The sequence below is a fragment of the Vibrio xiamenensis genome (assembly GCF_900100015.1).
Classification (GTDB): domain Bacteria; phylum Pseudomonadota; class Gammaproteobacteria; order Enterobacterales; family Vibrionaceae; genus Vibrio; species Vibrio xiamenensis.
This window is the reverse complement of sequence record NZ_FNDD01000020.1, coordinates 62,939-87,376: the sequence shown is the minus strand read 5'-3', so window position 1 is coordinate 87,376 and position 24,438 is coordinate 62,939. Positions and strand designations below refer to the sequence as shown.

26 protein-coding genes are annotated in these 24,438 nt (G+C 48.1%); 12 read left to right on the top strand and 14 right to left on the bottom strand.

The window, feature by feature from the left end; translation table 11 throughout:
• Positions 1-208: 208 nt before the first annotated feature.
• On the bottom strand, positions 209-1,651 hold the full coding sequence (locus BLS03_RS15955) for an NCS1 family nucleobase:cation symporter-1 (protein ID WP_093276110.1): 1,443 nt from the start codon (positions 1,649-1,651) through the stop codon (positions 209-211).
• A 58-nt stretch (positions 1,652-1,709) separates the two neighbouring features.
• Here BLS03_RS15955 and BLS03_RS25680 point away from each other — a divergent pair, with 58 nt between their 5' ends.
• From BLS03_RS25680 to puuE, 4 genes are all read left to right on the top strand, one after another.
• Positions 1,710-1,862, top strand: a complete 153-nt coding sequence (locus BLS03_RS25680; RefSeq protein WP_176765616.1) for a hypothetical protein — start codon at positions 1,710-1,712, stop codon at positions 1,860-1,862.
• Positions 1,863-1,930: 68 nt separating this feature from the next.
• Positions 1,931-2,596, top strand: coding sequence for a GntR family transcriptional regulator (locus BLS03_RS15950; protein ID WP_093276108.1), 666 nt, complete (start codon positions 1,931-1,933; stop codon positions 2,594-2,596).
• A gap of 5 nt (positions 2,597-2,601) precedes the next feature.
• Positions 2,602-3,333 (top strand): aspartate/glutamate racemase family protein, encoded by a 732-nt coding sequence (locus BLS03_RS15945; protein ID WP_093276106.1) that lies wholly within the window; start codon positions 2,602-2,604, stop codon positions 3,331-3,333.
• A 107-nt stretch (positions 3,334-3,440) separates the two neighbouring features.
• Positions 3,441-4,364 (top strand): allantoinase PuuE, encoded by a 924-nt coding sequence (puuE, locus tag BLS03_RS15940; RefSeq protein WP_093276104.1) that lies wholly within the window; start codon positions 3,441-3,443, stop codon positions 4,362-4,364.
• A gap of 134 nt (positions 4,365-4,498) precedes the next feature.
• On the opposite strand, the gene BLS03_RS15935 is transcribed toward puuE, so the two are convergent.
• A complete protein-coding gene (locus tag BLS03_RS15935) occupies positions 4,499-5,050 on the bottom strand; it encodes a flavodoxin family protein (RefSeq protein WP_093276102.1) in 552 nt (183 codons plus the stop codon).
• 468 nt (positions 5,051-5,518) lie between these two features.
• Between BLS03_RS15935 and BLS03_RS15930 the strand changes: the two genes are divergently transcribed.
• Positions 5,519-6,895, top strand: coding sequence for a nucleobase:cation symporter-2 family protein (locus BLS03_RS15930; protein ID WP_093276099.1), 1,377 nt, complete (start codon positions 5,519-5,521; stop codon positions 6,893-6,895).
• A gap of 170 nt (positions 6,896-7,065) precedes the next feature.
• On the opposite strand, the gene BLS03_RS15925 is transcribed toward BLS03_RS15930, so the two are convergent.
• The 7 genes from BLS03_RS15925 to BLS03_RS15895 form a co-directional block, all read right to left on the bottom strand.
• Positions 7,066-8,100 carry a DUF2955 domain-containing protein gene (locus BLS03_RS15925; RefSeq protein WP_093276097.1) on the bottom strand — a complete coding sequence of 345 codons (1,035 nt, stop codon included), beginning with the start codon at positions 8,098-8,100 and terminating at the stop codon, positions 7,066-7,068.
• 12 nt (positions 8,101-8,112) lie between these two features.
• Entirely contained in the window at positions 8,113-9,174 is a 1,062-nt protein-coding gene (locus BLS03_RS15920; RefSeq protein WP_093276094.1) for an HlyD family secretion protein, read from the bottom strand.
• A gap of 32 nt (positions 9,175-9,206) precedes the next feature.
• Positions 9,207-9,662 carry a MarR family transcriptional regulator gene (locus BLS03_RS15915; protein WP_093276092.1) on the bottom strand — a complete coding sequence of 152 codons (456 nt, stop codon included), beginning with the start codon at positions 9,660-9,662 and terminating at the stop codon, positions 9,207-9,209.
• Between the two features lie 184 nt (positions 9,663-9,846).
• The gene (locus BLS03_RS15910; RefSeq protein ID WP_093276090.1) at positions 9,847-11,259 is read right to left on the bottom strand and encodes an ABC transporter ATP-binding protein; all 1,413 of its coding nucleotides are present in this window, start codon (positions 11,257-11,259) and stop codon (positions 9,847-9,849) included.
• A complete protein-coding gene (locus BLS03_RS15905) occupies positions 11,256-12,104 on the bottom strand; it encodes an ABC transporter permease (RefSeq protein WP_093276087.1) in 849 nt (282 codons plus the stop codon). Before BLS03_RS15905 ends, BLS03_RS15910 begins: the two co-directional genes overlap by 4 nt.
• A complete protein-coding gene (locus tag BLS03_RS15900; RefSeq protein ID WP_093276084.1) occupies positions 12,097-13,041 on the bottom strand; it encodes an ABC transporter permease in 945 nt (314 codons plus the stop codon). The genes BLS03_RS15905 and BLS03_RS15900 overlap by 8 nt, the downstream gene beginning before the upstream one ends.
• Before the next feature lie 5 nt (positions 13,042-13,046).
• Positions 13,047-14,570, bottom strand: a complete 1,524-nt coding sequence (locus tag BLS03_RS15895) for an ABC transporter substrate-binding protein (RefSeq protein ID WP_093276081.1) — start codon at positions 14,568-14,570, stop codon at positions 13,047-13,049.
• A gap of 233 nt (positions 14,571-14,803) precedes the next feature.
• Between BLS03_RS15895 and BLS03_RS15890 the strand changes: the two genes are divergently transcribed.
• Positions 14,804-15,595: a class II glutamine amidotransferase gene (locus BLS03_RS15890; RefSeq protein WP_093276078.1), complete on the top strand. Its 792-nt coding sequence runs from the start codon at positions 14,804-14,806 to the stop codon at positions 15,593-15,595.
• A gap of 12 nt (positions 15,596-15,607) precedes the next feature.
• Here BLS03_RS15890 and BLS03_RS15885 read toward each other — a convergent pair whose 3' ends face one another.
• From BLS03_RS15885 to BLS03_RS15870, 4 genes are all read right to left on the bottom strand, one after another.
• The gene (locus BLS03_RS15885) at positions 15,608-16,096 is read right to left on the bottom strand and encodes a GNAT family N-acetyltransferase (protein WP_093276075.1); all 489 of its coding nucleotides are present in this window, start codon (positions 16,094-16,096) and stop codon (positions 15,608-15,610) included.
• Positions 16,093-16,686, bottom strand: coding sequence for a hypothetical protein (locus BLS03_RS15880; protein ID WP_093276073.1), 594 nt, complete (start codon positions 16,684-16,686; stop codon positions 16,093-16,095). The genes BLS03_RS15885 and BLS03_RS15880 overlap by 4 nt, the downstream gene beginning before the upstream one ends.
• A 69-nt stretch (positions 16,687-16,755) precedes the next feature.
• A complete protein-coding gene (locus BLS03_RS15875) occupies positions 16,756-17,469 on the bottom strand; it encodes an ion transporter (RefSeq protein WP_245696718.1) in 714 nt (237 codons plus the stop codon).
• A 221-nt stretch (positions 17,470-17,690) separates the two neighbouring features.
• Positions 17,691-18,797 carry an adenosylhomocysteinase gene (locus BLS03_RS15870; protein WP_093276069.1) on the bottom strand — a complete coding sequence of 369 codons (1,107 nt, stop codon included), beginning with the start codon at positions 18,795-18,797 and terminating at the stop codon, positions 17,691-17,693.
• A gap of 232 nt (positions 18,798-19,029) precedes the next feature.
• Here BLS03_RS15870 and BLS03_RS15865 point away from each other — a divergent pair, with 232 nt between their 5' ends.
• From BLS03_RS15865 to BLS03_RS15840, 6 genes are all read left to right on the top strand, one after another.
• Positions 19,030-19,311 carry a DUF134 domain-containing protein gene (locus BLS03_RS15865; protein WP_093276066.1) on the top strand — a complete coding sequence of 94 codons (282 nt, stop codon included), beginning with the start codon at positions 19,030-19,032 and terminating at the stop codon, positions 19,309-19,311.
• Positions 19,312-19,600: 289 nt separating this feature from the next.
• Positions 19,601-20,191 carry a NifB/NifX family molybdenum-iron cluster-binding protein gene (locus BLS03_RS15860; RefSeq protein WP_176765615.1) on the top strand — a complete coding sequence of 197 codons (591 nt, stop codon included), beginning with the start codon at positions 19,601-19,603 and terminating at the stop codon, positions 20,189-20,191.
• Positions 20,192-20,282: 91 nt separating this feature from the next.
• Positions 20,283-20,504, top strand: a complete 222-nt coding sequence (gene nqrM, locus BLS03_RS15855) for a (Na+)-NQR maturation NqrM (RefSeq protein ID WP_093276061.1) — start codon at positions 20,283-20,285, stop codon at positions 20,502-20,504.
• A gap of 4 nt (positions 20,505-20,508) precedes the next feature.
• Entirely contained in the window at positions 20,509-20,937 is a 429-nt protein-coding gene (locus tag BLS03_RS15850; protein ID WP_093276059.1) for a PaaI family thioesterase, read from the top strand.
• Between the two features lie 71 nt (positions 20,938-21,008).
• Positions 21,009-22,652 (top strand): phosphoethanolamine transferase, encoded by a 1,644-nt coding sequence (locus tag BLS03_RS15845; protein WP_218122016.1) that lies wholly within the window; start codon positions 21,009-21,011, stop codon positions 22,650-22,652.
• 47 nt (positions 22,653-22,699) lie between these two features.
• Entirely contained in the window at positions 22,700-23,413 is a 714-nt protein-coding gene (locus BLS03_RS15840; protein WP_093276056.1) for an LTA synthase family protein, read from the top strand.
• Positions 23,414-23,541: 128 nt separating this feature from the next.
• On the opposite strand, the gene BLS03_RS15835 is transcribed toward BLS03_RS15840, so the two are convergent.
• Positions 23,542-24,363: a M55 family metallopeptidase gene (locus tag BLS03_RS15835; RefSeq protein ID WP_093276055.1), complete on the bottom strand. Its 822-nt coding sequence runs from the start codon at positions 24,361-24,363 to the stop codon at positions 23,542-23,544.
• Between the last annotated feature and the right edge of the window lie 75 nt (positions 24,364-24,438).

Below are 24,438 nucleotides of genomic sequence, written 5' to 3'. Positions count from 1 at the left end.
GCAACGTTCGCGCCAAGTTAAAGCAAAATAAAAACCGCAATGAATCTAGTAACTTAACAGTCAGTGCGGATTTATAAATCAAAAGAGAAACCATAAAATGAAACTTATGGTGCAGCCATGAACATAAATGGTGCAATCGTAACATTATCAACGATTTTCTCTTTCACGGCAAAACGGCCCACCGTAAAGTAGGCCTAGATCTCATTAACTACACTTTTGGTTTCGATACGCTCATCTCTGGTCGCCAAGTTGGCTCGCTCTGCATCAGATAGCGATAACTGACCGCAGCGACGATTCCGCCAATAAACAGTGAGTAATTGGCTAACTGACTGAAAACAAACGTCGAGAAGAGCGCGACAATGCCGGCAAACACCAAAGCGTAGACACTCTTGATGTTAATTCCGCCTTGATACCAATATTTGCCTTGCGGCGATTCGGTGTAGAGAGAAGGCACATGGATTTCACCTTTCTTCACCGCGTAATAGTCGACCAAAATGATGCCGTAAAGTGGGCCAATCATCGCCGCGAGGATATCAACGGTGTAATGAATCACTTCCGGGTTGTTAAACAGATTCCATGGCGTAAGTAGTACCGAGCCAAATGCAGCGATGAAACCACCGGCTTTGAAACTGATTTTTTGCGGCGACACGTTTGAGAAATCAAACGCTGGCGCGACAAAGTTGGCGACGATATTGATGCCTACAGTGGCAAAAATAAACGTTAACGCGCCAAGTACGGTAATAAAACCGGAATCGAGGCGTTTTACGGTTTCGACAGGATCGGTGATCATCTCACCAAACACCGGCATAGATGCCGACACAATCACCACGCTGAACACGGAAAACAGTAAGAAGTTAAGTGGCAAGCCAAGCCAGTTACCTAACTTGAGCTTTTGGTAACTGCCGCAGTAGCGGGAAAAGTCACTGAAGTTAAGCGTTGGCCCAGCAAAATAGCCTGCCACGAGCGCTGAGGCGATAAACATCTGCACAAACGCATCCCAACCTTCCAGCTTTTCAGAGCTGAGGTTAAAGCTGATGTTGTCCCAACCGGCGCGATTGATCATATAAATGCACAGCGCAAACATCGCGATATAAATCGCTGGTCCTGACCAATCAATCACTTTGCGAATCGCATCCATACCAAACATGAACACGATGCCTTGCAGCACCCACATGGCAATAAAGCCAATCCAACCGAGGTAAGACAAACCGAGAAAGCTTGGTTCTGAGAGGCTCGCCATATTCGGAAAAAAGTACAGCAGTAAAATGATGAATGAACTGGACGCCAAGAAAGTTTGAATGCCATACCACACCACTGCAATCAAACCGCGAATCACGGCGGGAATGTTAGCGCCAAACACACCAAACGACATTCGCGCCACCACTGGGAACGGCACCCCTGCTTGCTGACCCGGTTTGCCCATTAAGTTGGCAAATAGCATCACCACCATGATGCCGACTAATAAGCTGATGAACACTTGAATGCCGTTTAACCCTAACGCAAACAAGCTTGCCGCAAATACATAGCCACCCACGCTATGCACATCCGACATCCAAAACGCAAAAATGCTGTACCAACCCCACTTCTGTTCCTTATCGGGAACCAGATCGGCGTTACTCAAACGAGCACTGGGAGTGAGTTCCTTTTCCATTTGTTTATTTCCTTATCGCACATTGTATACAATCTTAAATACAAGGAGCGTGCCAATCATGGCAATCGCCGTACAGCAAGGATTCAGCGCTGAAATCGCTACCACATTGGTGGCAATTCGCACTATATTAGTTCAAGAATGCAACTCGGTAGTGCAAGGCATTTCGCGGTTTTTGCGTTTCGTACCGTGGTTACTGGAAATAGTAGGGTAAAAATCACTAAGCAAAATGGTATACATATTGCTTAGGTAGTTTGTATACAACAATAAGTAGAGAGCCCCATGTCTAACGACGAAAGAATTTATCGTAAGATGCTTAAAGCAATTGTCGAGCATCAACTGCCGCCAGGTGAACGTCTTCCTGAAGATAAGCTTTCTGAAGCCTTTGGTGTGAGCCGAACCGGTATCCGTAAAGTGCTACAACGCCTTGCCATTGAACGATTTGTGGTGATTCAGCCCAATAAAGGCGCTCACGTTAATCGGCCAAGCCGCCAAGAAGCGGAAGAAGTGCTCGACAGTCGCATTCTACTTGAGCCACTGCTGCTGCCCGAAGTCATCGATAACTGGACACCGAGCCTATCTGATCACTTTATTACCATGGTGCATGATGAAAAGCAGGCCGACCGCGATGGCGATCTGGCAAAGTCCATTCATCTCACCGCCAAATTTCATTATGAGCTGGCCAAAAACAGCAACAACACCGTACTGGCGGAGTTTATCGAGCAGCTTTGCTATCGCTCGTCGCTGGTTATCGCCGCTTACGGCACTCGTGAAAGTGTCAGTTGTGATTGCGGGGATCACCAAGCTTTGATTGAACTGATTAACCAAGGCGACGTGGAACAAGCCAAACATTGGATGACCCATCACCTTAAGCAAATCAAAGCCTCTATATCACTGCGCGGTGAGCGCGACGGGCACATCGATTTTCAAAAGCTGTTTTCGGAGTAGTTACTATGCGTATTCAACTGATAAACCCCAATACCTGCCAAGGCATGACAGACAAAATTGCCAGCAGCGCGGTAGCGGTTGCGTTACCTGATAGCGAAATCATCGCACGCTCCCCCGCGCATGGCCCTGAAAGTATTGAATGCGCATTCGACGAAGCGATTGCCGCCACCGCGCTTTTAGATGTGATTGCAGAAGGTGAAGCGCAAGGCGTCGATGCGCACATTATCGCGTGCTTTGGCGACCCATCGATAGATGCGGCGCGCGAACTGGCCAATGCCCCGGTGATTGGTATTGCCGGCGCGGCGTTTCAAATGGCGAGCTTGATTTCCCACCGCTTTGGCGTGGTCACTACCATGAGCCGCACCCTACCTGCTGCCCACCATCTTCTTGAGCGCTACGGTTATGCCCACTTGTGTTCGGGTGTGCGCGCCACCGATATTGCGGTGCTAAGCCTTGAGCACATTGAACACAGTGTCTATCAACAGCTGCTGCGTGAGTGCCACGCTGCTATCGAGCAAGATGGCGCAGAAGCGATTGTACTTGGCTGCGCCGGAATGTCGGACCTCGCCACCGAACTCAGCATCGAGCTTAACGTGCCAGTGATTGATGGTGTCACCGCCGCTGTGAAACTAGCGGAGTCATTGAATCATCTCAATTTGACCACATCGAAAAGTGGCCAGTACGCCTCGCCGCTGAGCAAAAAATTTATCGGCCGTTACGCGCACTTTAGCCGTTAACGCCAAGCGTAATTGACCTAAAGTCTTACGTAAAAACAGACAACCAATAACAACGAATGATTCACGCCTCTTTGCGTGCACAGCCAAACCAAATAAGGAAGATTAGCATGGACGTAACCAACCCTCGCGATTACATCGGCTATGGCCGCGATAACGTACCGGATGCCAATTGGCCGAACAACGCCAAAATCGCGCTGCAATTTGTGCTTAACTACGAAGAAGGGGGTGAAAACTGTGTGCTGCATGGTGACCCGCACGCAGAAACATTTCTATCAGAAATTGCCGGTGCAGAACCCTACCCTGGCCGTCATATGAGCATGGAATCGCTGTATGAATACGGTTCCCGGGCTGGCGTATGGCGCGTGCTTAACGAATTCAAACGCCGCGAATTACCGTTGACCATTTTTGGTATCGCGACCGCGCTTGAGCGCAATCCTGAAGTGCTGAAAGCCATCGTTGAAGATGGTCATGAAATTGCCTGTCATGGCCTTAAATGGATTCACTATCAAAACATGCCCATTGAGCAAGAGCGCGAGCAGATGCGCCAAGCGCTGGACATCATTGAACGCTTAACCGGAAAGCGCCCAATCGGCTGGTACACCGGGCGTGACTCGCCCAATACCCGTCAATTGGTCGCCGAGCAAACTGGGCTACTTTACGACTCCGATTATTACGGCGACGACCTACCATTTTGGACCCAAGTGCAAAGCACTGCAGGGCAAACTCGCCCGCACTTAGTGATTCCATACACTTTGGATACCAACGATATGCGCTTCGCCTCGCCTTACGGCTTTAGCCACGGCGAAGAGTTCTTTCAATATTTAAAAGAGAACTTTGATTGCCTATATCAAGAAGGTGATAGTAAACCTAAGATGATGAATATTGGTCTGCACTGTCGAATTATCGGTAAGCCGAGCCGCTTTATGGCGCTGAAAAAATTCTTGGACTACGTTCAGTCCCATGAAAACGTGTGGATTACCACCCGTGAACAGATCGCCCATCACTGGATTGAGCACCACCCACCGAAATAACATTCTCAAATAACAAGCAATAGCGATCTAAAATAGCAAAAAGCCATGCTTGCACTTGATAGTGAGCATGGCTTTTTTATGCACTTTAAACGTTCAATTCACTTCAAGTTTAAAGTGAGATTAAACGCTGCAACTTACCCTAAACGGTCAGCGATGGCAGCAACACGCTCGCCATACAGACGTGCGGTTTCTAAATCACCGGCAGGAATGGCGCTGGCATCTGCATCCGATGGCGATTGCACTAACACCCCAACCGATGCGCCAAGGTTATTAACATCATTGCGGGTTGCAGCAAGCGTATTGGCCGGTGGCAGACCCAAACTCACCCAGATGCCGCCGTGTTGAGACGCAAGAGTTTGCATGCTGATAAGCGTCACTTGTTTATCGCCGTTTAAACTTGCACTGTTGCTGAAACCGCCAAATACTTTGTCTTTCCAGCCACCGGTAAACCACACTTTTGACGTCGCATCGGCGAATTTTTTAAACTGCCAAGGGTAAGAACCCATATAGGTTGGTGCGCCAAAGATAATCGCATCCGCGCTGTCGAGCGCTTGCCAATCTGACTCTTGAATATCGCCGTTTTCATCAATCGCAATTAACGTTGCGCTCGCCCCTTCAGCCACAGATTCCGCCACTTTTTTGGTATGTCCATAACCGGAAAAATAAATCACAACTGTGTTACTCATTCTTTGTTCTCCGTTTGTTTATTGAGGCATTTCTTAAACTTACAACTTGCTCAAAATCGTTGAGCTCAGTACTAGGTTATAGACTTAAATTGGCGCGAGAGCCATAGTCTTTAAACGCTCAATCACACTAAGCCGTGATTAGCGTTCCAGACCAATGTGCCACTGAGCGTACTTAAGCGCCGAATATATGATGCCAGCGAGCGGCGATCTATCGCCTCGCAACGACCAGCAAGATTTTACTCTTCGCGTGTATATAAATCTCTCGTGTATACAAAGCTTGCTCTGTGCGCCGTACTGCACCGATGAAGCAACTCTGCCCTAATAGAGTGCAAAAGCGTTGATTAGGCAATGAGTTTTCTTTAATAACCTATTAATTAATATGGAATTTAACATTTTGTAACCGCTGGCACACAGCTTGCTTATTATTAGGTACAACAATGTCAACAATATTGTATACAGGAAAAATTTATGTCTGCACAAGGAAGTCAAGACCTCATTTACGAGCTGGATGACAAGCCAGAAACGATCCCGGCGCTCTACGCCGGGCTGCAACACGTATTAGCCAGTTTTGTCGGCATTATTACTCCGACCTTAGTAATTGGCGGCGTACTTGGCCTTGGCGCCAACGTTCCTTACCTCATCAGTATGGCGCTGATTGTGTCTGGGGTCGGCACCTTTATTCAAGCAAGACGCATTGGTCCAATTGGCGCAGGGATGATCTGCGTGCAAGGCACCAGCTTTGCGTTTCTCGGCTCGGTGCTCGCCGCAGGTTTTATTGCTAAATCGAAAGGTGGCGGCCCGGATGAGATTCTGGCGCTGATTTTTGGCGTGTGTTTTATCGGCGCGTTTATCGAAATCGTGCTGTCGCAATTTATTGGCAAGCTGCGCAAAATCATCACTCCAGTGGTGACCGGTGTGGTGGTGACCACCATCGGCATTTCTCTTATCAAAGTGGGTATGACCGATCTGGCTGGCGGTATGAAAGCCCCGGATTTTGGTCAATGGCATAACCTGGCACTGGGCGCTGTCGTCCTTGTGACCATCATTTTGATGAACCGCTCGGCAAATTTAATGGTGCGCTTATCATCCATTCTGGTTGGAATGGTCGTAGGTTATTTGATTGCTGCCTTGATGGGTATGGTGAATTTGCAAGGCGCATTTGATCAACCACTTTTCAGCGTGCCAGTACCATTTAAGTACGGATTTGATTTCGACTGGTATGCCTTTGTGCCCGTTGCTGTGATTTACGCGATTACCGCGATTGAGTCGACGGGCGACATCACCGCAAACTGCCTGTTTACCAAGCAGCCGGTTTCGGGCCCGAAATACTTAAGCCGAATCAAAGCTGGGATTTTGGGCGATGGCGTGAATTCTATGCTGGCGGCGATTTTCAACACCTTTCCCAACACCACTTTTAGCCAAAACAACAGCGTGATTCAGTTAACCGGTATTGCCAGCCGTTATGTCGGCTACTTTGTCGCACTGATTTTATGCGTGCTGGGATTGTTTCCCGTGATTGGCGGCATTCTCACCACCATTCCAAAACCTGTGATAGGCGGTGCAACGCTTGTCATGTTCGGCACCGTGGCCGCAGCAGGAATTAAAATCATCGCCCGCGAAGAGCTTGATCGCCGTAACTTGATGATTCTCGCGGTATCATTTGGCGTTGGTTTGGGCGTGATGCTGGTACCGGACATTGTTAAAGAGATGCCGAAACTGATGCAAAGCGTACTTGGCTCGCCAGTCACCACTAGCGGTATCGCTGCCATTGTGATGACACTATTACTTGATGATCGCAAGCTAAACAATGAAGAACTTAGCGACAATGCGCTAAGCCAAGAATAATCATGCACGAATAAATGATTAATACGAAAAACGCCAAGCACATGCTTGGCGTTTTGCTATCGATTATACCCCTTAGGGTAAAGGCAGCACTTGAAGAATAGGCACAAAAAACAAGTGCCGCCTTTAAGGGGGTGTGCGTATGATGCGCTATAAAAATGGCAGGCCAAACGTTACTGGCTAAAACGCGTCGATTCAAAACGATTCAGCAGTAGGTGCACCATGTAAGTAATCAGCAGCGTCACCACTATCGCAAACAGCACACTGCTGACACGATACAAAGCACTGAAAACTAAATCGCCATCAGGCGTTAGGTATTGGCCAAACAAAATGCCCACTGTGGTCAGTCCGCCAAAACCCGCACCTGAACCGCTCGACTCTTTGACGTGCATATAGCTAAAGATCATCGAACCAATCCACAGCAGCGGTACCACAAACAGCAGTAAATCAGACCAGTTGTACATAATCAGCTGCGCTACAATCCCAAAGCTCACGCCCATTAACGTGCCCATCGCACGTTTGCGAGCGTAGCCAAGTGCCCCGCTCCAATGCATCGGAAACAGCAATAGCAAAGTGGTCGCCTGCGCTGACATCGAATCTTGTAAATCGAAAATCTGAAACACTAAAAATGATAGTGTGGCGATGATTGAACCCATTAGCGCTTCGTGTCGCATACGGTGCGATTTTTTCGGCTCTGTTGGCCTAGGTGGCGGCTGACGAGGCTCGACATCTGGAATCAAAAACATCATCAAATACGCAATAATCACCGACAAGACGTTTGCAATAAAATTGCTCATGATCAGGTCGTTCAAATCGGTACTGTCATAGCTGGCAAAGTGCAGCATGATGCTCAAGCTGATGACACTGTTGGCACCAAACAGATACAAGCTGCCCTTGGACATGGCGGCAAACTTGCCAAGAAACAGCACAAACACCACCATGGTCATCATAAATGGGTGGCTACCAAAATAGCCGCCCAAAAGCCCAACTTCCAAGGCACAAACTACCGCCGCCGCAATCAATTGGCGCGCGGCGTGGGCGCTCATTACGGGTACCATACCGAGCAGCAACATCGGTGTAACAGTAAAGAAAACTCCGTTATCCCAGCCAAAGATTTTACTGATGGTAAAACCCAGCGTGGCACCAGTAGCAATACGAAAACACTGCCTGAGATCGTTCTCAGACATCGGGTGATCCCAAAGTTTCATCCTGCCTCCGTATTAATAGATGTAGTGCAGGTAGCTCAGCAAACGGATTTGAATGCGCGCCATCCAAGCAAACAGCGCACTGTCTGGCAGCAATTGAACACTCGCGCGAGAGCCAGCCGGCATCGCTTGGGAGATATCACTTTGCTCAAGATTCACGTGCATACGCATACGCTGCGCATCACGAACCCAACGGTTTGAAGTGGTTGGCGCTGCCAAACGACCATTGGCATCAAATTGACCATCACTGACACCAGCATCAACGCTGCTGACTTCAGCTTCAAACACTTGTCCAGGTTTGCTATCGAATGCAATCAGCGCTTTGCTTTGCGCGCCAAAGTGACGCAAGCTCTTTTCACGAAAATCGGCAATCACATCGACTTTGTCAGAAACCAATGCAATCAAAGGGTTACCCGCTGCAGTATACGTACCTGACTCAAGCTGCAAATTGGTCACAAAGCCATCATTTTCTGCCACAACTTTAGTGTAAGACAGATTCAATTTGGCTTGATCAAGCTCGTTTTGGGCCACGCGAATATTGATGTTGTCCTCACCGGTATCGCCGCGGCTGACGATAAGTTGCTGCAAGCGTGCTTTGCTCGCCAGTAAGTTCGCTTTTGCTGAAGTAGCAACACTGACCGCATCATCACGAAGTTGTTGTGATGTACCCTTGCGTGCAAATAGCGTATCTAAACGCTTGGCTTCACGCTGCTTTTGCACCAAATTGGTTTCGGATGCCGTCACATCAGCGCGCGCTGCGGCAATCGATGCATCAAGCTGCGCGTTATTTTGCTTAACAGTTTCAAGATTCAGCTTGGCCTTTTGCACCGCAAGTTGGTACTGCTTAGGATCGATTTCAAACAACACTTGGCCTTTTTTGACCGCTTGGTTGTTATGAACATAAATCTGAGTAATTTGGCCACTCACACGCGGCGCTATTTTGGTGACTACGCGAGTCGCCATCGCTTGCGGTGTCACAGGCATTGCCAAATCGGCAATTAAGAAATACGCAAATACAATAACGAAAATGGCGCAGGAGTATTTAATCCAGCGCGCAAACTTCTGATCTGGGGTCATAAACTTTAACTTCTCTTTAAATGCTGGGTGGCTTACTGGCTAAGTACATCTGAGGCATTGTGAGCGACTCTTTCTAGAATCGAGCGCATCATTTGAAACTCTTGGTCGCTGACATTTTGCAAAAGCTTGCGGCGAACTTGAGTAATTCGCTCTTCTAACTGCTCAAGCAGCTCTTCCCCTTGCTCCGTCAAACACACGATGCGTACACGCTTATCTTGCTCACAAGAGTGCCTAGTGATGAATTGTTGCTCTTCGAGCTGTTTTAATGTTCTCATCAATGACGCCAATTCAATTTCCAGCCCATCAGCCAAGGTTTTCTGACTGACCTTATCGCCGAGGCGTTTTAGCTTCCAAAGCGCTGTCCAGCGTGAGTGTGTCAACCCAAGCGGAGCAAGCTCCTGATCAGCAACATGTTTCCACAAACGAGTCACACGACTCATCTGCTCGACAAGCGATAATTCTTTGATGTTTTGGCAATCAGGCGTCATAAAGGCACTCAAATACTTAGCAGGCTAAGCAATATAATTTACTTAGCAGGCTAAGTAAAGTCTTGTGTGATCAAAAACACAAAAATGCGGAAAATTGGTTAGTTTATTGAAAATAGAAAGCCCGCCAAAATGGCGGGCCTGGTAACTAAAGCGAATGAAAACGCGAGTCAGCTTAAGGTTGTCATCAACTTACTGCGCTTGGCGTTGGTGCATAGTCGCTGATATTTATCACCCGATCGGAGATTTTTTCGATCAAATCGGGATCATGGCTAACAATTAGCAGCCCACAGCCTTGCTCGCGAGCAAGCTCGGCCAGTTGCAAAGTCACTTCTTTGGCGATAATCGGGTCAAGCCTTGATGTAGGTTCATCGGCAAACAACAAGGTTGGCTCCATCATCAACGCGCGTAGAATCGAAAAGCGCTGCAATTCTCCTCCAGAAACTTCACTGCTTGTGCCATTTAATACCGCTTGGCGCAGCGACAATTTATCCATCAACGGCTTAACACGACTTGTATCTAGGCCATGAAGCGTGACTAAATCATCGAGCATCTTGCCAAGGGTTAAATGTTTTGCTAAAGAGCTAAACGGGTCTTGATAGAGCTTGAGCCACTTGGTTTTACTTATGCTTGGTGCGCGCCAAATATGGCCGCTGGTGAGCTTAAGATGACCTAATATTGCATCACCAAGGCTACTTTTCCCGCAGCCACTATCACCAACAATACCCACGATTTCGCCACTATTGAGTGAAAAACTGAGCTGTTCAAATAAACGCTGCGAACCCCGTTCGATAGCGACATTGTTGACCTTTAGAATAGGGGTTGAATGACTGACTTCAGCGCGCTGATTTGACCAATGCTTTGGCGCCGCCGCAATTAGGCTTTGGGTATACGCTTGCTGCGGATGTTTCAGCACCTGATGAACATCGCCCTGCTCGATGGTTTTTCCATAGTGAAGTACCAGTATCTGCCCGCCTAAACGCTCAGCCACTTCAACATCATGAGTCACGACAATCAAACCACTTTGCTCGGCTTTGCTTTTAAGCATGTCAACCACATCATCACGCCGCTTAACATCTAAGCCTTTGGTCGGCTCATCAGCCAAAATGATCGACGCATTGGCAGCGGTCGAAACGCAAATGGCTAAGCGCTGGGCCATACCACCAGATAGCTCGCCGACGCGTTTACTGTAGGCGTTTGCCAAGCCATAACGGGTAAGCTCTTGACGCGCTTTTAACCGCGCTAATTTGGCTTTGATACCAAGAACAAAACGCGGCACTTCAGCAATTTGCTCACCGGATTTCATCAATGGATCTAAGGTCATCATCGGCTCTTGAGCCAGCATTGCCATTTCCCTGCCCCACAACAGACGGCGTTGACTGGCGTCAAGCAACTGCTCTTCAATCAAGCACTCACCGCGCGATTGAAGCTTGACATCGATACTGGCCATAATCCATTTAAGCAGTAGACTCTTACCCGACCCAGTTTGTCCTAAGATAACCAGCGGCTCGCCTTTTTTAAGCGTTAAGCTGACATCATCGAGCAAGATTCTCTCTTCAAACTGAATGGTCAGATGATTCACTCTAAGTAAGGTACTCATCGTTTCTCTCCTGCCATTAAATGAAATGCCAACACCATCAGCGCTAAAACAACCAAGGGTTGGGCCAGTAGCCAAGGCGCTTCACTGTAATAAGGAAACAGTTCAACAATCATCTGTCCGAGTTCGCTATCTGGCGGCTGAATACCGACATAAACAAAGCCAAGCGATGCCATGTAAAGCACGGCATTGGCCGCGCCAAACGCTGCCATTGTTAACATCGGCGCACGTAACGTCGGCCAAATATGATGGATAAAGATATAGCCACGTCCAAAACCGAGTAACTGCGCATTTTGAATCTCCGGGCTCGCCACCAAAGACTGAGTCAACGAACGACTGACACGAAAATACTCCACCCATTGCACCAAGGAAATCGCAATGTAAATGGTAGCGAACGACCCTGGTAGCATGGCAGCAAACAAAAGCACAAATACCAGCCCCGGCAGAGCGAGCAAAATGTTGACGATAACGCTCATCACACTGTCTACCCAGCGTCCATACCAGCCAGCTAGCACGCCAAGTAAGCAGCCAAATACGCTTGAACTTATCACACACAATAGCGCCAAACTGAGCGATAAACGCAGCGCTTCGCTCACTCGCGCCAACATGCTACGTCCGTAATGGTCAAGGCCAAGCCAGTGCTCAGCACTTGGCGGCATCAGCGCTGACGCAAGGTCTTGATTAGCGGGATCGCCTCCTAGCCACCAGCCAACAAGTGACAGTGTCACCAAGCATAAAAGCAGCCCAGTGCCCAGTGCTCTTGAGCGATGGGCAAACAGTGTCGACGCCAGGAAGGTAACGATTGGATTTTGCGCTTTAGCAGGTGATAAAGATTGAGAGTTAAGCATTGTTGTTCGCCTCTTTAACACGTGGATCAATCCAATAACACAGCACATCAACGCAAGTATTAAGCAACACGAATAACAGCCCCAGACACAACGCCGTGCCTTGAATTACTGGGATATCGCGCGCGAAGATTGAGTGTGCCAATCCCTGCCCAACCCCTGGCCATGAGAACAAAGATTCAATCATCACTATGCCTTCAATCACGGTAATAAACTGCACGCCGATATAAGCCACCACAGGCAGCAAAATATTGCGCATGCCATGACGGCTAAAGGTACGCAGCGGCGACAAGCCTTTCATCATTGAAAACTGATAAAACGGCGCTTTGAGCACTTGGCGCGTGCTCTTCGCGACAATGCGATTTGACGTCGCCGCCAGCGCTAACGCCAATGTTACCGTTGGCAAAATCATGTGCATGGGGGTACCAAAGCCTGCAACCGGTAGCCACTGCCATTTGAGGGCAAACAATAAAATCAACACCAGGCCAATGACGAACACCGGCAACGAACGAAACAGTACCGAAAGTATGACCGCAATCGGCGCAAATCCGCGCGGCCATTTGGCACTGAGTAAACCAAGCGGAAACGCAATCAATATCGACAGCGCAATACCGCACACGGCTAATAGCAGTGAATGCCCAAGTTGATGGCTGATAGTATCGATGACCGGTTCGCCACTCACCAGTGAGTGACCGAGGCGAAATTGCGCTAAATCCATCAACCAATTGGCAAATGCGGCGAGTGGTGACTGGTCGAGGTTGAGCTCCGCCCGAACAAATTCCGCAGCCTCCGCACTGACGTTATCTTGCCCATAACGGCTCGCAGCAATGCGATAAGCCATATCACCTGGCAGAGAACGCATCAGAATAAACGTCAGCGTTCCGACCCCAAACACCACGGCAACCAGCTGTAAAATACGATGATAAATGAGTGACAGCACCGAGCTTAAAACTCCATCTCATTGAGGTAATAACTGCGTCCAAACGGGTCGAAGCGGAAACCTTTGACGCGTTTATTGACCGCAACTTGGTTGGTATACGAGGAAATCGCGATAATCGGCAGCTCATCAGCGATGATTTTTGCTGCGCGCTGGGCTTTTTCACGATAGGCATTCGCATCCGTTGTCTGGCTTAGCTGCGCAAATAGCTCGTTTAGTTCCGGATTCGACCAATTCATCGCCCCCCAATCGCCACCTTGTGGACCAAAGTCACTGCTAAGTACCGCAAGAGGATCTGGAATGACACCGTAGTTACGCGCAATCAGAGCGACATCTAAAGAGCCATCTTGGTGACCTGCAGGAATCGCGCTTGAGTTGGTAATATCAACGCGAAGGTTCACGCCGAGTTTTTTCCATTGCGCTTGCAAGGCGGTCGCAATATTGGTGAGCTCTGGGCGGTCAGCATAAGTAATCAGTGTTAAGTAAAACGGCTGACCTTGTTTTTCAAGCATGCCGTCACTGTTTCGCGTCCAACCCAGTTGCTTGAGCAGTTGCTGGGCTTTTTCAAGGTTATATTCTGGCGCTTGGTGCGAATCTAAATGCCAGTTACCCATCGACTTAGGCAGCAACTGGTCGCTTTCTGAACCCGGAGTACGCAGTACAGCGCGAGCCAAGCCTTTACGGTCAATCGCAAGGCTAAGTGCTTTACGAGCGTTCACATCATCTAAAAACGGATGACCGTTATTCAGTTTCAGAATAAGAGTACGCGGCAGTGATACCGAATGCAGCGCCAATTGCGGGTTCATTTTAAGGCGCATTAAACTCGCCGGCGGCAGTTCAAGGGCGATATCCGCTTGACCACTGCTGGCTTGCAAAACACGGCTCTCTGCGCGATGCCCAGTCAAGTAAGTTGCGAATTCAATACTGGCCTTTTTGCCCCAGTAGTCGCCAAAACGCTGCACGGTCAGTTTGTGTGGTGGCGCCAACTCATAAACGGTGTAAGGGCCACTGCCATAAAGGTTGACAACTTTGTCGTCAGTACCGTAAGAATGACGGCTTAGAATCGCGTTAGCATAGTTGGCAAGGACAGCAGGCAAACTCACAAAAGGTTGATTAAGAGTAATAATGAGCGTGTTGCTACCCTGTGCTTTTATAGACTCAACATGGGCTTTGCCCAGCGAACCATATTTGTTCAATGCGACATTGAGGCTATAAGCTGCTGCTTGTGCATCCAGCGTTGAACCATCATGAAATTTAACCCCAGAACGTAATTGTATCGTCCATGTTTTGAGGTCATCACTGACCTGATAGCCCGTGGCTAAACTTGGTAAAATCGTGCCTTTTTCATCGACATCAAACAGAGTTTCAATCACTTGCATGCGAGTGAAAATATAGCCGTTTGATGAGGGATCGATGTTGGTGAATTCCAAACTGCCGCTTAATAACAAAGTATTCGTTTTAGTGGGTTCGGTCTCGGCAAGCGCGGGAAACGCCGCACTGATCATAAGTAAAAAAGTAATAAAAAATTGCATTGTTATAACTCTACTCTCCAAAATTGTGGATGTTATAACATAACAATTAATTACAGCTCAATCTTTGAATTCACTTTGTACAATATAATTCACCAGAAATGTGTTCCCGAACACGCTTGTTACGCATTGAGGCTGTGAATAAAAGCCAAAAGCACCATTTATTTAAAGGATATTGCACAGATCACATAAAAGTGATTTATTGAAGCATCAGCCATTATTTTAGGAAGCGTATTATGTGTCGTTGGCTTGCCTATCAGGGATCTCCCATCTACCTTGATCAGCTCGTATATGAACCGGAACATTCTCTTGTCCACCAAAGCTTGGAAGCACGAAAGGCCATCACCAGAGTGAATGCCGATGGGTTTGGACTTGGTTGGTATACGGAGCGCGACACTCCGGGACAATTTCATGAGGTACTGCCAGCGTGGGGCGATGAAAACTTACGCTCGTTGACCCATCATATTCGCTCGCATCGCTTTATGGCACATATTCGCTCCTCGACCGGTACCCAAGTCGCGCGCAGTAACTGCCATCCGTTTATCCTTGATAACTGGATGTTTTTGCATAACGGGCAAATCGGCGACTTCAACAAAGTCAAATACACGCTGGAACGCGCCCTACCCGAGCGTCTGTATGTGCAAAAACGGGGTACCACGGACAGTGAATTGATCTTTCTTTTGATGATAAAGAATGGGCTGCGGCAAAATCCTATTGAAGCGATCCGCCATACGATTGCCGAAATTGAAGCGGTTATTGACGAAAAACACGCGGGCGAATTGCCATTCAAAGCATCGATGTGTATTTCTGATGGCGAGCAGTTTTGGTTAGTGCGCTACAGCACCGACGGTCATCCACCGACCGTTTTTAGCAAATCGCATGGTCACGATATTATTTTGGCGTCAGAACCGTTAGACAGCTGTCCAACTTGGCAAGTGGTAAAACCGCAAACCATTACGCATGTCCACAGCACACATTTGGTGTCGTACGATATTCATGCATCGCCAGCGGTTGCACAGGCACACTGATTAGACTCAACCTCAAGCCTTTTCTTTGTCGAGCGATTTATAGAGCAAGCGCCGCATGCTGACAAAATGCGTCTCTTGCTCGACCACCGCAAAGCCTTGGCGCTGATAAAAACGGATGGCACGCTGATTGGCGATAAAACTCGATAGCGTAAGGTATTTTAAATCTTGCTGATCGGCGCTGCTTGTAAGCAAGTTGATAATCTCTTGCCCAAAGCCTTGGTTTTGCCACTTCGAAAATACCAGCAGCAAATGCAGATGAAGCGCATTATGTTGTTCGCTTTTATTAACGTTAAACCACACTAAACCCACTGGGTTGTCACCATTCTCAACCCAGTAAAAACCTTGCAGAGCACTCTCTTGAAGCCTTTTACGCTGGAAATGTTCATCCCAGCCAAACACTGCATCGATATAGTGGTACAGCGCGTGTTTATAATGGGAAAACACCCGCTCAAACTCGCATTGCTCAACCGCGACCAAAGAGAGCTTGGGCACATCAATCACTGTTCTTCACTCGCTTTAGCTTGCGCCAATTTATCACCAAGCCTTTGCAAATAGGCTTTTGCCAATTGATGTTTACCGCGGCTTAGCCACTTGATGCAATCAAACAGCTCCCAAGTTAAGCCTTGGTCACCATAGATAAAAGGTTCAAATTGGTCGTGGGTTGGCGCGGGTTTATCACTCATACGCGGAGCAATCACGTTGGCTTTATCAAACAACACCGTAAACGGCTGAAACAACTCGAACGGCTCATGGATATCTAAGCAGTGAATTTCGGCGCTGGTAAAATCATCGAAAATATATTTCTTAAACCGCGCATGCGCCGAATGCTCCCCCGCCAATTGATAGATAAGATGTTTGCCCGCTTCAAATTGTGTATAGCTGACGTCACACTCGGTGAGATGGCAATCAGGCTGAGTGAAAAACAGGACGTCGGCATCAGAGACTCTGTCACCGCGCCCACCAGCAAGCGACCCGACCAATACGCCAGCCAACACATGGGGATTATCGGCGAACGCCGACATCATATCGTCAATCAGCGCGCGTTGACGTGGCAAATGAGCCAGTTCAGATAACAGTTGAGATTGTGACATTCTTTAATCGCTTATTGAGTTGCAAAACATCAACCAAGCTTCTCGTTTAATTCGCTAAAATTCAAGCAATTAAGGCTGCTCTTTGTCACTCGCTTCAAGTTCCCGCGCTTTAGACAGCGCTGATGCCACCATTCCGGCAGGAATCGCTACAACACCAAGGCCAATAATCAGAATAAAGAAAGTAAAAATTTTACCGCCGGCCGTGATTGGATAAATGTCGCCATATCCCACCGTTGTCAGTGTTGCTACCGCCCACCACAAGCTGTGGAACACGGAACTAAATGCTTCGGGTTGGGCTGCATATTCGAAGTGATAAATCCCCACACCTGCCAAATATAAAATGATAACGGACGCAGCTAAAAATAATGCCAATTCCTCTTTAGCAATGTTAAACGCGGTATGAAAATGACGAAGCGCCGCGTTATAACGTGCCAACTTAAAAATACGCACCAAGCTAAGTAGCCTGAAAGCGCGAAGTGACCGTAAATCCATCCCTAGGGCAAGATAGAAAGGCAAAATCGTAATCAAATCGACCAAACCAAAAAACGAGAACACAAACTTAAGTTTGCGAGGCGCAATCAGCAGGCGAACCAGATATTCGACTGTAAAGATAGCCATCGTGACATGCTCAAAGGTCTTGAGAGCAAGTTTGGTTTGTGGCTCAAGGTTTGGCAAAGTATCAATCGAAAACGCCACCAAGGAGAGGAATATTAGCGCCTGAATAAACAGGCTAACACCACGCTCTAACTTTGGGTTTTGCTCAATGCTCTGCTTTATCGCCACAATCAAAATACCACTCCTCACTAGCCGATTTAACCAATCACAACCGTTGTTAATTTAGGCTTTAGAAAGTAGCACGAAGTGTCATTTAAACAAGGTGACCGATGGCGAGTTTTAAGTAGGAATTTTATGAAAATTAGAAGGTTAGCCGCTAAACAATCCTAAAATTAAACCCAGCGGCTAACAATTTATATTTAAGCCAAAAAACCGTTTAAAAGTTGAAATTACAACACTGGCATCCAGGCTGATTCTGGAAGTAAATACAACCCAGCGGGCTGGGTTTCACCGCTACCGACAATATGGCCGATGCCAGCCGTCATTACCGCAAGCGTCACATCAAAGGCATTCAAGCTGTCACCATAACCTGCGGTTAAGTTAAACATTGACCCATCTGCCAGCAAGTACACGGTTTTACCTGCCACATTATAGGCATCAACATACGGCATCGGTTGGCTATGCTCGCCATTGGCTTTAAGGTAAGCAACATCGATTTCTTTGGCGACATGGCCAACGTTAAGCACAAACGCGCCCTCTTTTAAACTGGCTAAATGTCCTGCATTAACCACATCATGACCACCGGTTGCCGTTGCAATCACATCGGCATGTGGCGCCGCATCATCAAGCGCGACGACAGGCCAACCGTCATATTTGGCTTGCAGAGCGCGAGCGCGGTCAAGCTCGGCAATTTGCACTTGAGCGCCATAGGCTTTCGCTGCGGCAGCGACCCCTTGGCCAACCAAGCCATAACCGATCACCACCACCACTTTTTCATGCAGAGTTAAGTGCGTGGTTTGAAAGAAAGTGTGCCAAGCGGTTAAACCGACCATATGACGATTGTGCAGCCCCTCTTTGACAGGCAGATCATCCCAGTTAAAGATCGGATAATTCGGTGTGACACCGCCTAAACGGCTAATTCCAGACCCTGTCGCTTCAAGGCCCGCTTTGATTTGATTGCTGCGCCCTGATTGATGCAAACGTGTGGTGAGATCGGCGCCCATTTCACACAAATGCGTTGGTGCCCAATCCAATGCGAGATCAAATGAATCCGACCAATCTGAGTCACTCATATCGCGCCACGCATGAGCTTTCGCGCCCTTTTGCTGCAAATATTCCACCACTTCGTTCTGCACTGTAGTTGGGTTACAGGTAGTGAGAAAAACTTGTGCCCCTTTGGCTAATACGCCCGCCACAAATGGCGCCATTTTCAAATCAAGGTGCATATTGCAGGCAAGTTTGACACCGTTGAGTGATGGCAGAGCCTCAAGCGCCGCCTGAGTTCGAGTCATATGGCGAGTCGCCCAGTCCAGTTCAGCGCGAAAATTTTGGTACATAAAAGGGCTCCTTGTGGCCGCGATATCCATTAATTGCATCATTAAATCATATAAAAAACACAGATACAGCAAACAGTTGGCGAAAATTTTAACCATGCTTGTCAATTTGCTCACCACTCAATCCAGTGCTTAGGTTCACAGCTTAGTTGGCCTTAAACGGATAACACTGTTTTTGCTTTGCGCACTGGTTTACTATTCTTCAGCCAAATCGTTCAATTGCTTAGGAGAGAATATGGGGCGCCCAAAAATTCCGCGTAATATTTGCGGAACACCTGCAGACAGCTGTTTCAAACCTAACGGTATTCCTATGAGCGAACTCGATAAAGTCGAACTGGCGCCAGACGAGTTTGAAGCGCTAAGACTGGTTGACCTTAAAGGTATGCAGCAGCAAGAAGCCGCCGCTGAAATGGGTGTGTCACGGCAAACTCTCGCCAATTTAGTGAAATCAGCGCGCTATAAAGTGGTCGGTTGCCTTGCTGAGGGCAAAGCGCTGTTGATGCACCGCCTTGACTAACCTTTCCTTGTCATCACCGTTATCCATTGTCTTTGTCAGTTGGGGCGAGATTTCGCCCTAACATTCGACAAACCTTGCTCCCTTTCCGCACGCTTTTATCTTGGTCGCTTTCTTTGCTCTGCCTTAATTTACTGCACTTCGCGCCCTAAACAGCTTAATTCCTTTTTGCCTGATTTTCTCTTAACTATATGCCAATTATTTATTTGCATATGCGAATAACCAAGCATATAAATAGCATATGCCAAAAATAAAACGGCATAATCAACTTACTATGCTTAGGAGTTCACTGATGATTATTGCTATTCCAATCAATGACGACCGAATTGCCAACCACTTTACTAAAGCGCGCCAATTCGCCTTTTTCGACCCTGATGGCCACTGTAAAGCCACAATCGCCAACCCAGCACTGAATGCCAATTGCCAGGGTAAAGATGCCCTGATTGATTTACTCAAACAACAAGGCACGACCCAAGTCATGGTACGCCAAATCGGCGAGCGAATTTTAGCCAAACTGCTCGATAACCAATTTGCGGTGCTGCAAACTCAAAGCAGCCGTCAGCCTATCACGTCAATATTGCGCAACCCACATCAATGCCAGAGTTTAACCAGCCCATCGCAAGGTCGCCCTTCGGCAAACTTTGCTCACAAACATACTCAGCAAGGCGAGGATGGCGACCCACATCCTCATGGACACTCTCATTCCCACGAACATAAGTCTAGTGGCTGCGGATGCGGACATCACCAAGGTGATGGCGAGCATAGCTGCCAGCGTCATAACCAGCCTGAAAGTCGACATCAAGATGGGAACTGCTGCGGCAGTGCTAGCCACCATCAGGATGGACACCACCACGGTCAAGGCAAAGGCTGTTGCCACGATTAATTCATCAAACTGCCATATTGGATTGCCGGCCACGGTTTATTCTGAATGACGCTTTTTCATCGCGCGCTTTGATAGCGATTAAGGAGATTCAATGCTGTATTTACTCACCTTCACGGTTGTTGTCGCGATCATCGCGCTGATGGCGGTCGGCGTCATTTTTGGTCAATCACCAATAAAAGGCAGTTGCGGCGGCCTAAACGACATAGGTATTGATCATAAGTGTGATTGCCAAACTCGCTGCTCCGATGGCAACGATCCCAGCACCAAAGATTTGTATCAAATCAGCGAACCGACCGCAAAGTCGCGGAGCTAGCCTTATGTCTGCTGTCATTTCAACCGTTGTAAGACCTAAAAATTACCAGCACAGCGCCGTCTGTCATCGGCGCTTTTTCAACGATGATTCCACACTGGAATACCAACACTTGACGCCCGGCGAAGTACAAGCGTTATTGATCGCCAGTGATAAAACCCAAGGCTTTGACGGGGTAATGCATGGCGGCGTAGTCAGTACTCTGCACGACAGCGCCATGGCGCACAGTTTGTTTGCCCTTGAGGTCAGTGCAATGACCGCGGAACTCACCGTCCGGTTTATCAAACCAGTGCCACTCAATACCGAGCTAACCGTGAGCGCTCGGCGCGTTAAGCTGCGAAAAAACGTTCACTACTTAGAAAGTGAAATTCGCGTAAACGGCGTTATCTGCTCGAGCGCCTGTGGCAAATTTATTTCCGCGCGGCCAAAAACTTAACCACTCTTAAGCGAATCTTAAGTTAATGAGCACAGTATGTTGGCATAAGATAAACAACCACCGTTTTGAATATGCTCAGCACTCTACTATCACGCATCCCGCGTCTAAAACTTTCTCTGCCAAGCTTGGCGATTATCGTTGCCGTGTATTTCGCCACTGTGATGAATTATCCAGTGATCGCCAAAATTTTTCAGCTCAGTCAAAGCGTGCCCCACATTTGGTTTCCTTACACCGCCCCTGCGCTGCTGTTTTTCTGCTTTCTCATCATTTTTGCAATCTTGGCGATTCCGTATCTATTCAAACCATTGATCGCCTTCATCGTGCTGACCTCGGCCAGCGCGCTCTACGCTGCGGTGAATTTCCATACTCTGTTTGACAGTGCGATGATGGAAAATGTGTTTGAAACCAATGCCAGCGAGGCTTCTTCATATTTAAGCGTCACCTCCGTGCTGTATCTGCTGCTGTTTGGCGTGATCCCGACCCTGTTCATTTTTTGGGTCAAAGTGGTACCACAAAAATCGTGGGCACGTGCTGTCATCACGCGCGCTGCGCTGGTGTTAGTCGGTGTGGCGGGCATTTTGATGATTGCGGCCACCAGCTACAAAGATTACGCATCGGTGGGTCGTAACAACAAATACCTCAATAAAATGATTACTCCAGCACACCTTTATTACGCGGTGCGTTATTTAGATAAAACCTATTTCACACCGCAGTTGGCCTACAAGCCACAAGGTACTGACGCCAAGTTGCTGCCGACCCAAAACGGCAAGCCAACTTTGATGGTGGTGGTGCTCGGTGAAACGGCGCGAGCCATGAACTTTGCTTATAACGGCTACGAACGCGACACCAACCCTTACACCAAAGATTTGGGGTTGATTTCGTTCCAGCACGTCTCATCATGCGGCACTTACACCGCACTCTCGGTGCCGTGTATGTTCTCTAACCTAAATCGAGATAACTACAATGCGCGCCGCGCTCAGGCGCAAGACAACGCACTGAATATTATTCAGCACGCCGGCGTCGACATTTTGTGGGTTGATAACGATGGCGGCGATAAAGGGGTGGCGAAAAAACTGCCGTATGTTGCCATCGACGGAAAATTGAGAGACCAACAATGTAACGGCACAACTTGCTTTGATGCGGTCATGCTAAACCAAGCTAAACAGTTCATCGCCAAAGACAATAACAGCAAGCTTTTGGTTTTGCATACCATTGGCAGCCACGGTCCAACCTATTGGCAGCGCTACCCTAATCAAGACGGTCTGTTTACACCCGCGTGTAATCGCGCTGACATCGAAAAGTGCTCAGATAAAGAGATCACCAATGTGTATGACAACACACTCGTGTACACAGATTACGTGCTTGCCAAAGTGGTTGACGAGCTAAAAAGCTATTCCGACCAATACAATGTGGCAATGATGTATATCTCGGATCACGGCGAATCACTGGGAGAGAAAGGCTTGTATTTACACGGTACACCTTATGCGATTGCACCAACGGAACAAACCCATGTGCCGTGGCTTATGTGGTTGCCGAATCAATACGCGCAGCAAAAAGGCCTCGACACTCAGTGTATTGGCCAAGAAGCCAGCCGCAACCAGTATTCCCATGACAATTTATTCCACAGCTTAATCGGCTTTTATGGTGTTGAAACCAGCGTTAAAGATAACGCTATGGATGTAACGCAAAATTGTCGCCTAACAGTTAATAGTTAAAGTGAATTAATAGCTAAAGTGAATCATTCACAGTAAGGAGCAACAGCATGGATTTTGCGCTCAAAGGCCATTTTAGAAAGTTCGCCATTGCACACATTGAACTTAGCCACCTGTTCACCATCTTCACCTTTGCGGTGGTTAACTTGGCAGTGCTGAGCTTGTCTCGTCTGCTCCTATCTACTTGGCAGGCGGAGCATTTTGCCGCCTCCGGCGATCTGAGCCAGGTATTACTGGGTGGCCTTAGAATTGATATTTCGACGATCTGCTACGCGATGTTTCCAGCTCTCGCGCTGCAATTTGTCTATGCCATCAAACCTTCGCATCTCAATATAAAAATAGTCAGCAAATATTATTTGCTTGCTATCAGCCTATTGGTGACGCTACTTGAGCTGATTACCCCGTTATTTTTTGACTATCACGCCATCAGGCCAAGCTTTGCGACCAATACTGGTCGCGCTTTATTCAGCAGCTTACTGCAAGGGCATGTACTTGAACTGGTGGTGGATGTGGTAACGCTGTTTTTGCTCGCTCGCGTGCTGAGCAGTTTGTTTGATTTCACCTGGCAGCTTAAATTTGAAGGCAGCAATCACAGCCATTTCGGCTTTGCATTATTTTTGCTCGCGCTTGCGGTGCTTGGCGCTCGAGGGTCGCTGGTTCACGAGCCAATCGACCCAAGCAGTGTAGCGTTTTCCAGTGACCCTATGCTTAATCAGTTGAGCCTCAATTCGGCATACTCATTAGGTGAACCGTGGTTTCACTAGCCACGAGTTTTAATTTTAATGACAAGCTGTTGGTGTTAGAAACACCCAGTCTTGGAAACTTATATCCAATGACAAGAGCCCCGTTATCGCGATGAAATAACGGGGCTTCTTGCATTTTATTGCGCCGTTTAGCTTTGAGTGCTCGCGAGATAAGAGAAGGCGCCAAGTAAACTGATTAAGGTTTTCATCTCCGACGCGGTGTAACTCACAGTGCGGGCATCAAGCTGCTCAACACCTGGGATGAGCGCAAACACATCCGCCATCACCGGTTTGGTTGCCTCAAGTTGTAAATGATACGGGGGCTTAAGCAAAGTATTTGCCGTGGTGGTCAGCCGATTGACCGCCTCAAACGCCGCCGCATGAATTTGCTGCTGCGCCGATTGCGGGCTAAGCGATTGCGCTGATGTTGTGGTGATAGCGCGTTTCACGCAGCAGTAACTCACGCCCGGATAGCGTTTTTCTATCCAGCTTTGCAGTTTGTCATCGCCAGACACCAGAAGCAGCGGCGTGCCATGTTCTAATGCACTGGCGCTGTAAAGGTCTGCTTCGGCCATGGCTAAACCATTGACAGTCACTCGGTAGAAAGCCGCGCCATTAATCGTATGAGCGAGCACGCCCTGCTCGCCCGCTGCGCTGTGATAGCCGATAAGAAAAAGGCCATCGAAATGTTGATGGTCAATCCCTTCCACCATAGAAAAAGGTCGCGGTTTGCTTTGAATCAGCTCAGCACGCGGATCCAGATACGCCGAGCGTAAGTTGGTCATTGAACCGTGGCTATCCGCCACCACAACATGCGTCGCACCTGCTTCAAAAGCGCCGGCGATAGCCGCATTGACTTCTTGCTCCATCAACGCGCGCGCTTTTTCATACTCGATGTTACCCGCGCGGCACTGCTCTGGCGCGCACACGCCAGCAATGCCTTCAATATCTGCGGAGATAAATATTTTCATCACGTTCCTTTGTTGAGCCTGTTATTTTAATAGTTCTGTTTATGAACAACTTTAAACTATTCATTTTTAAACAAT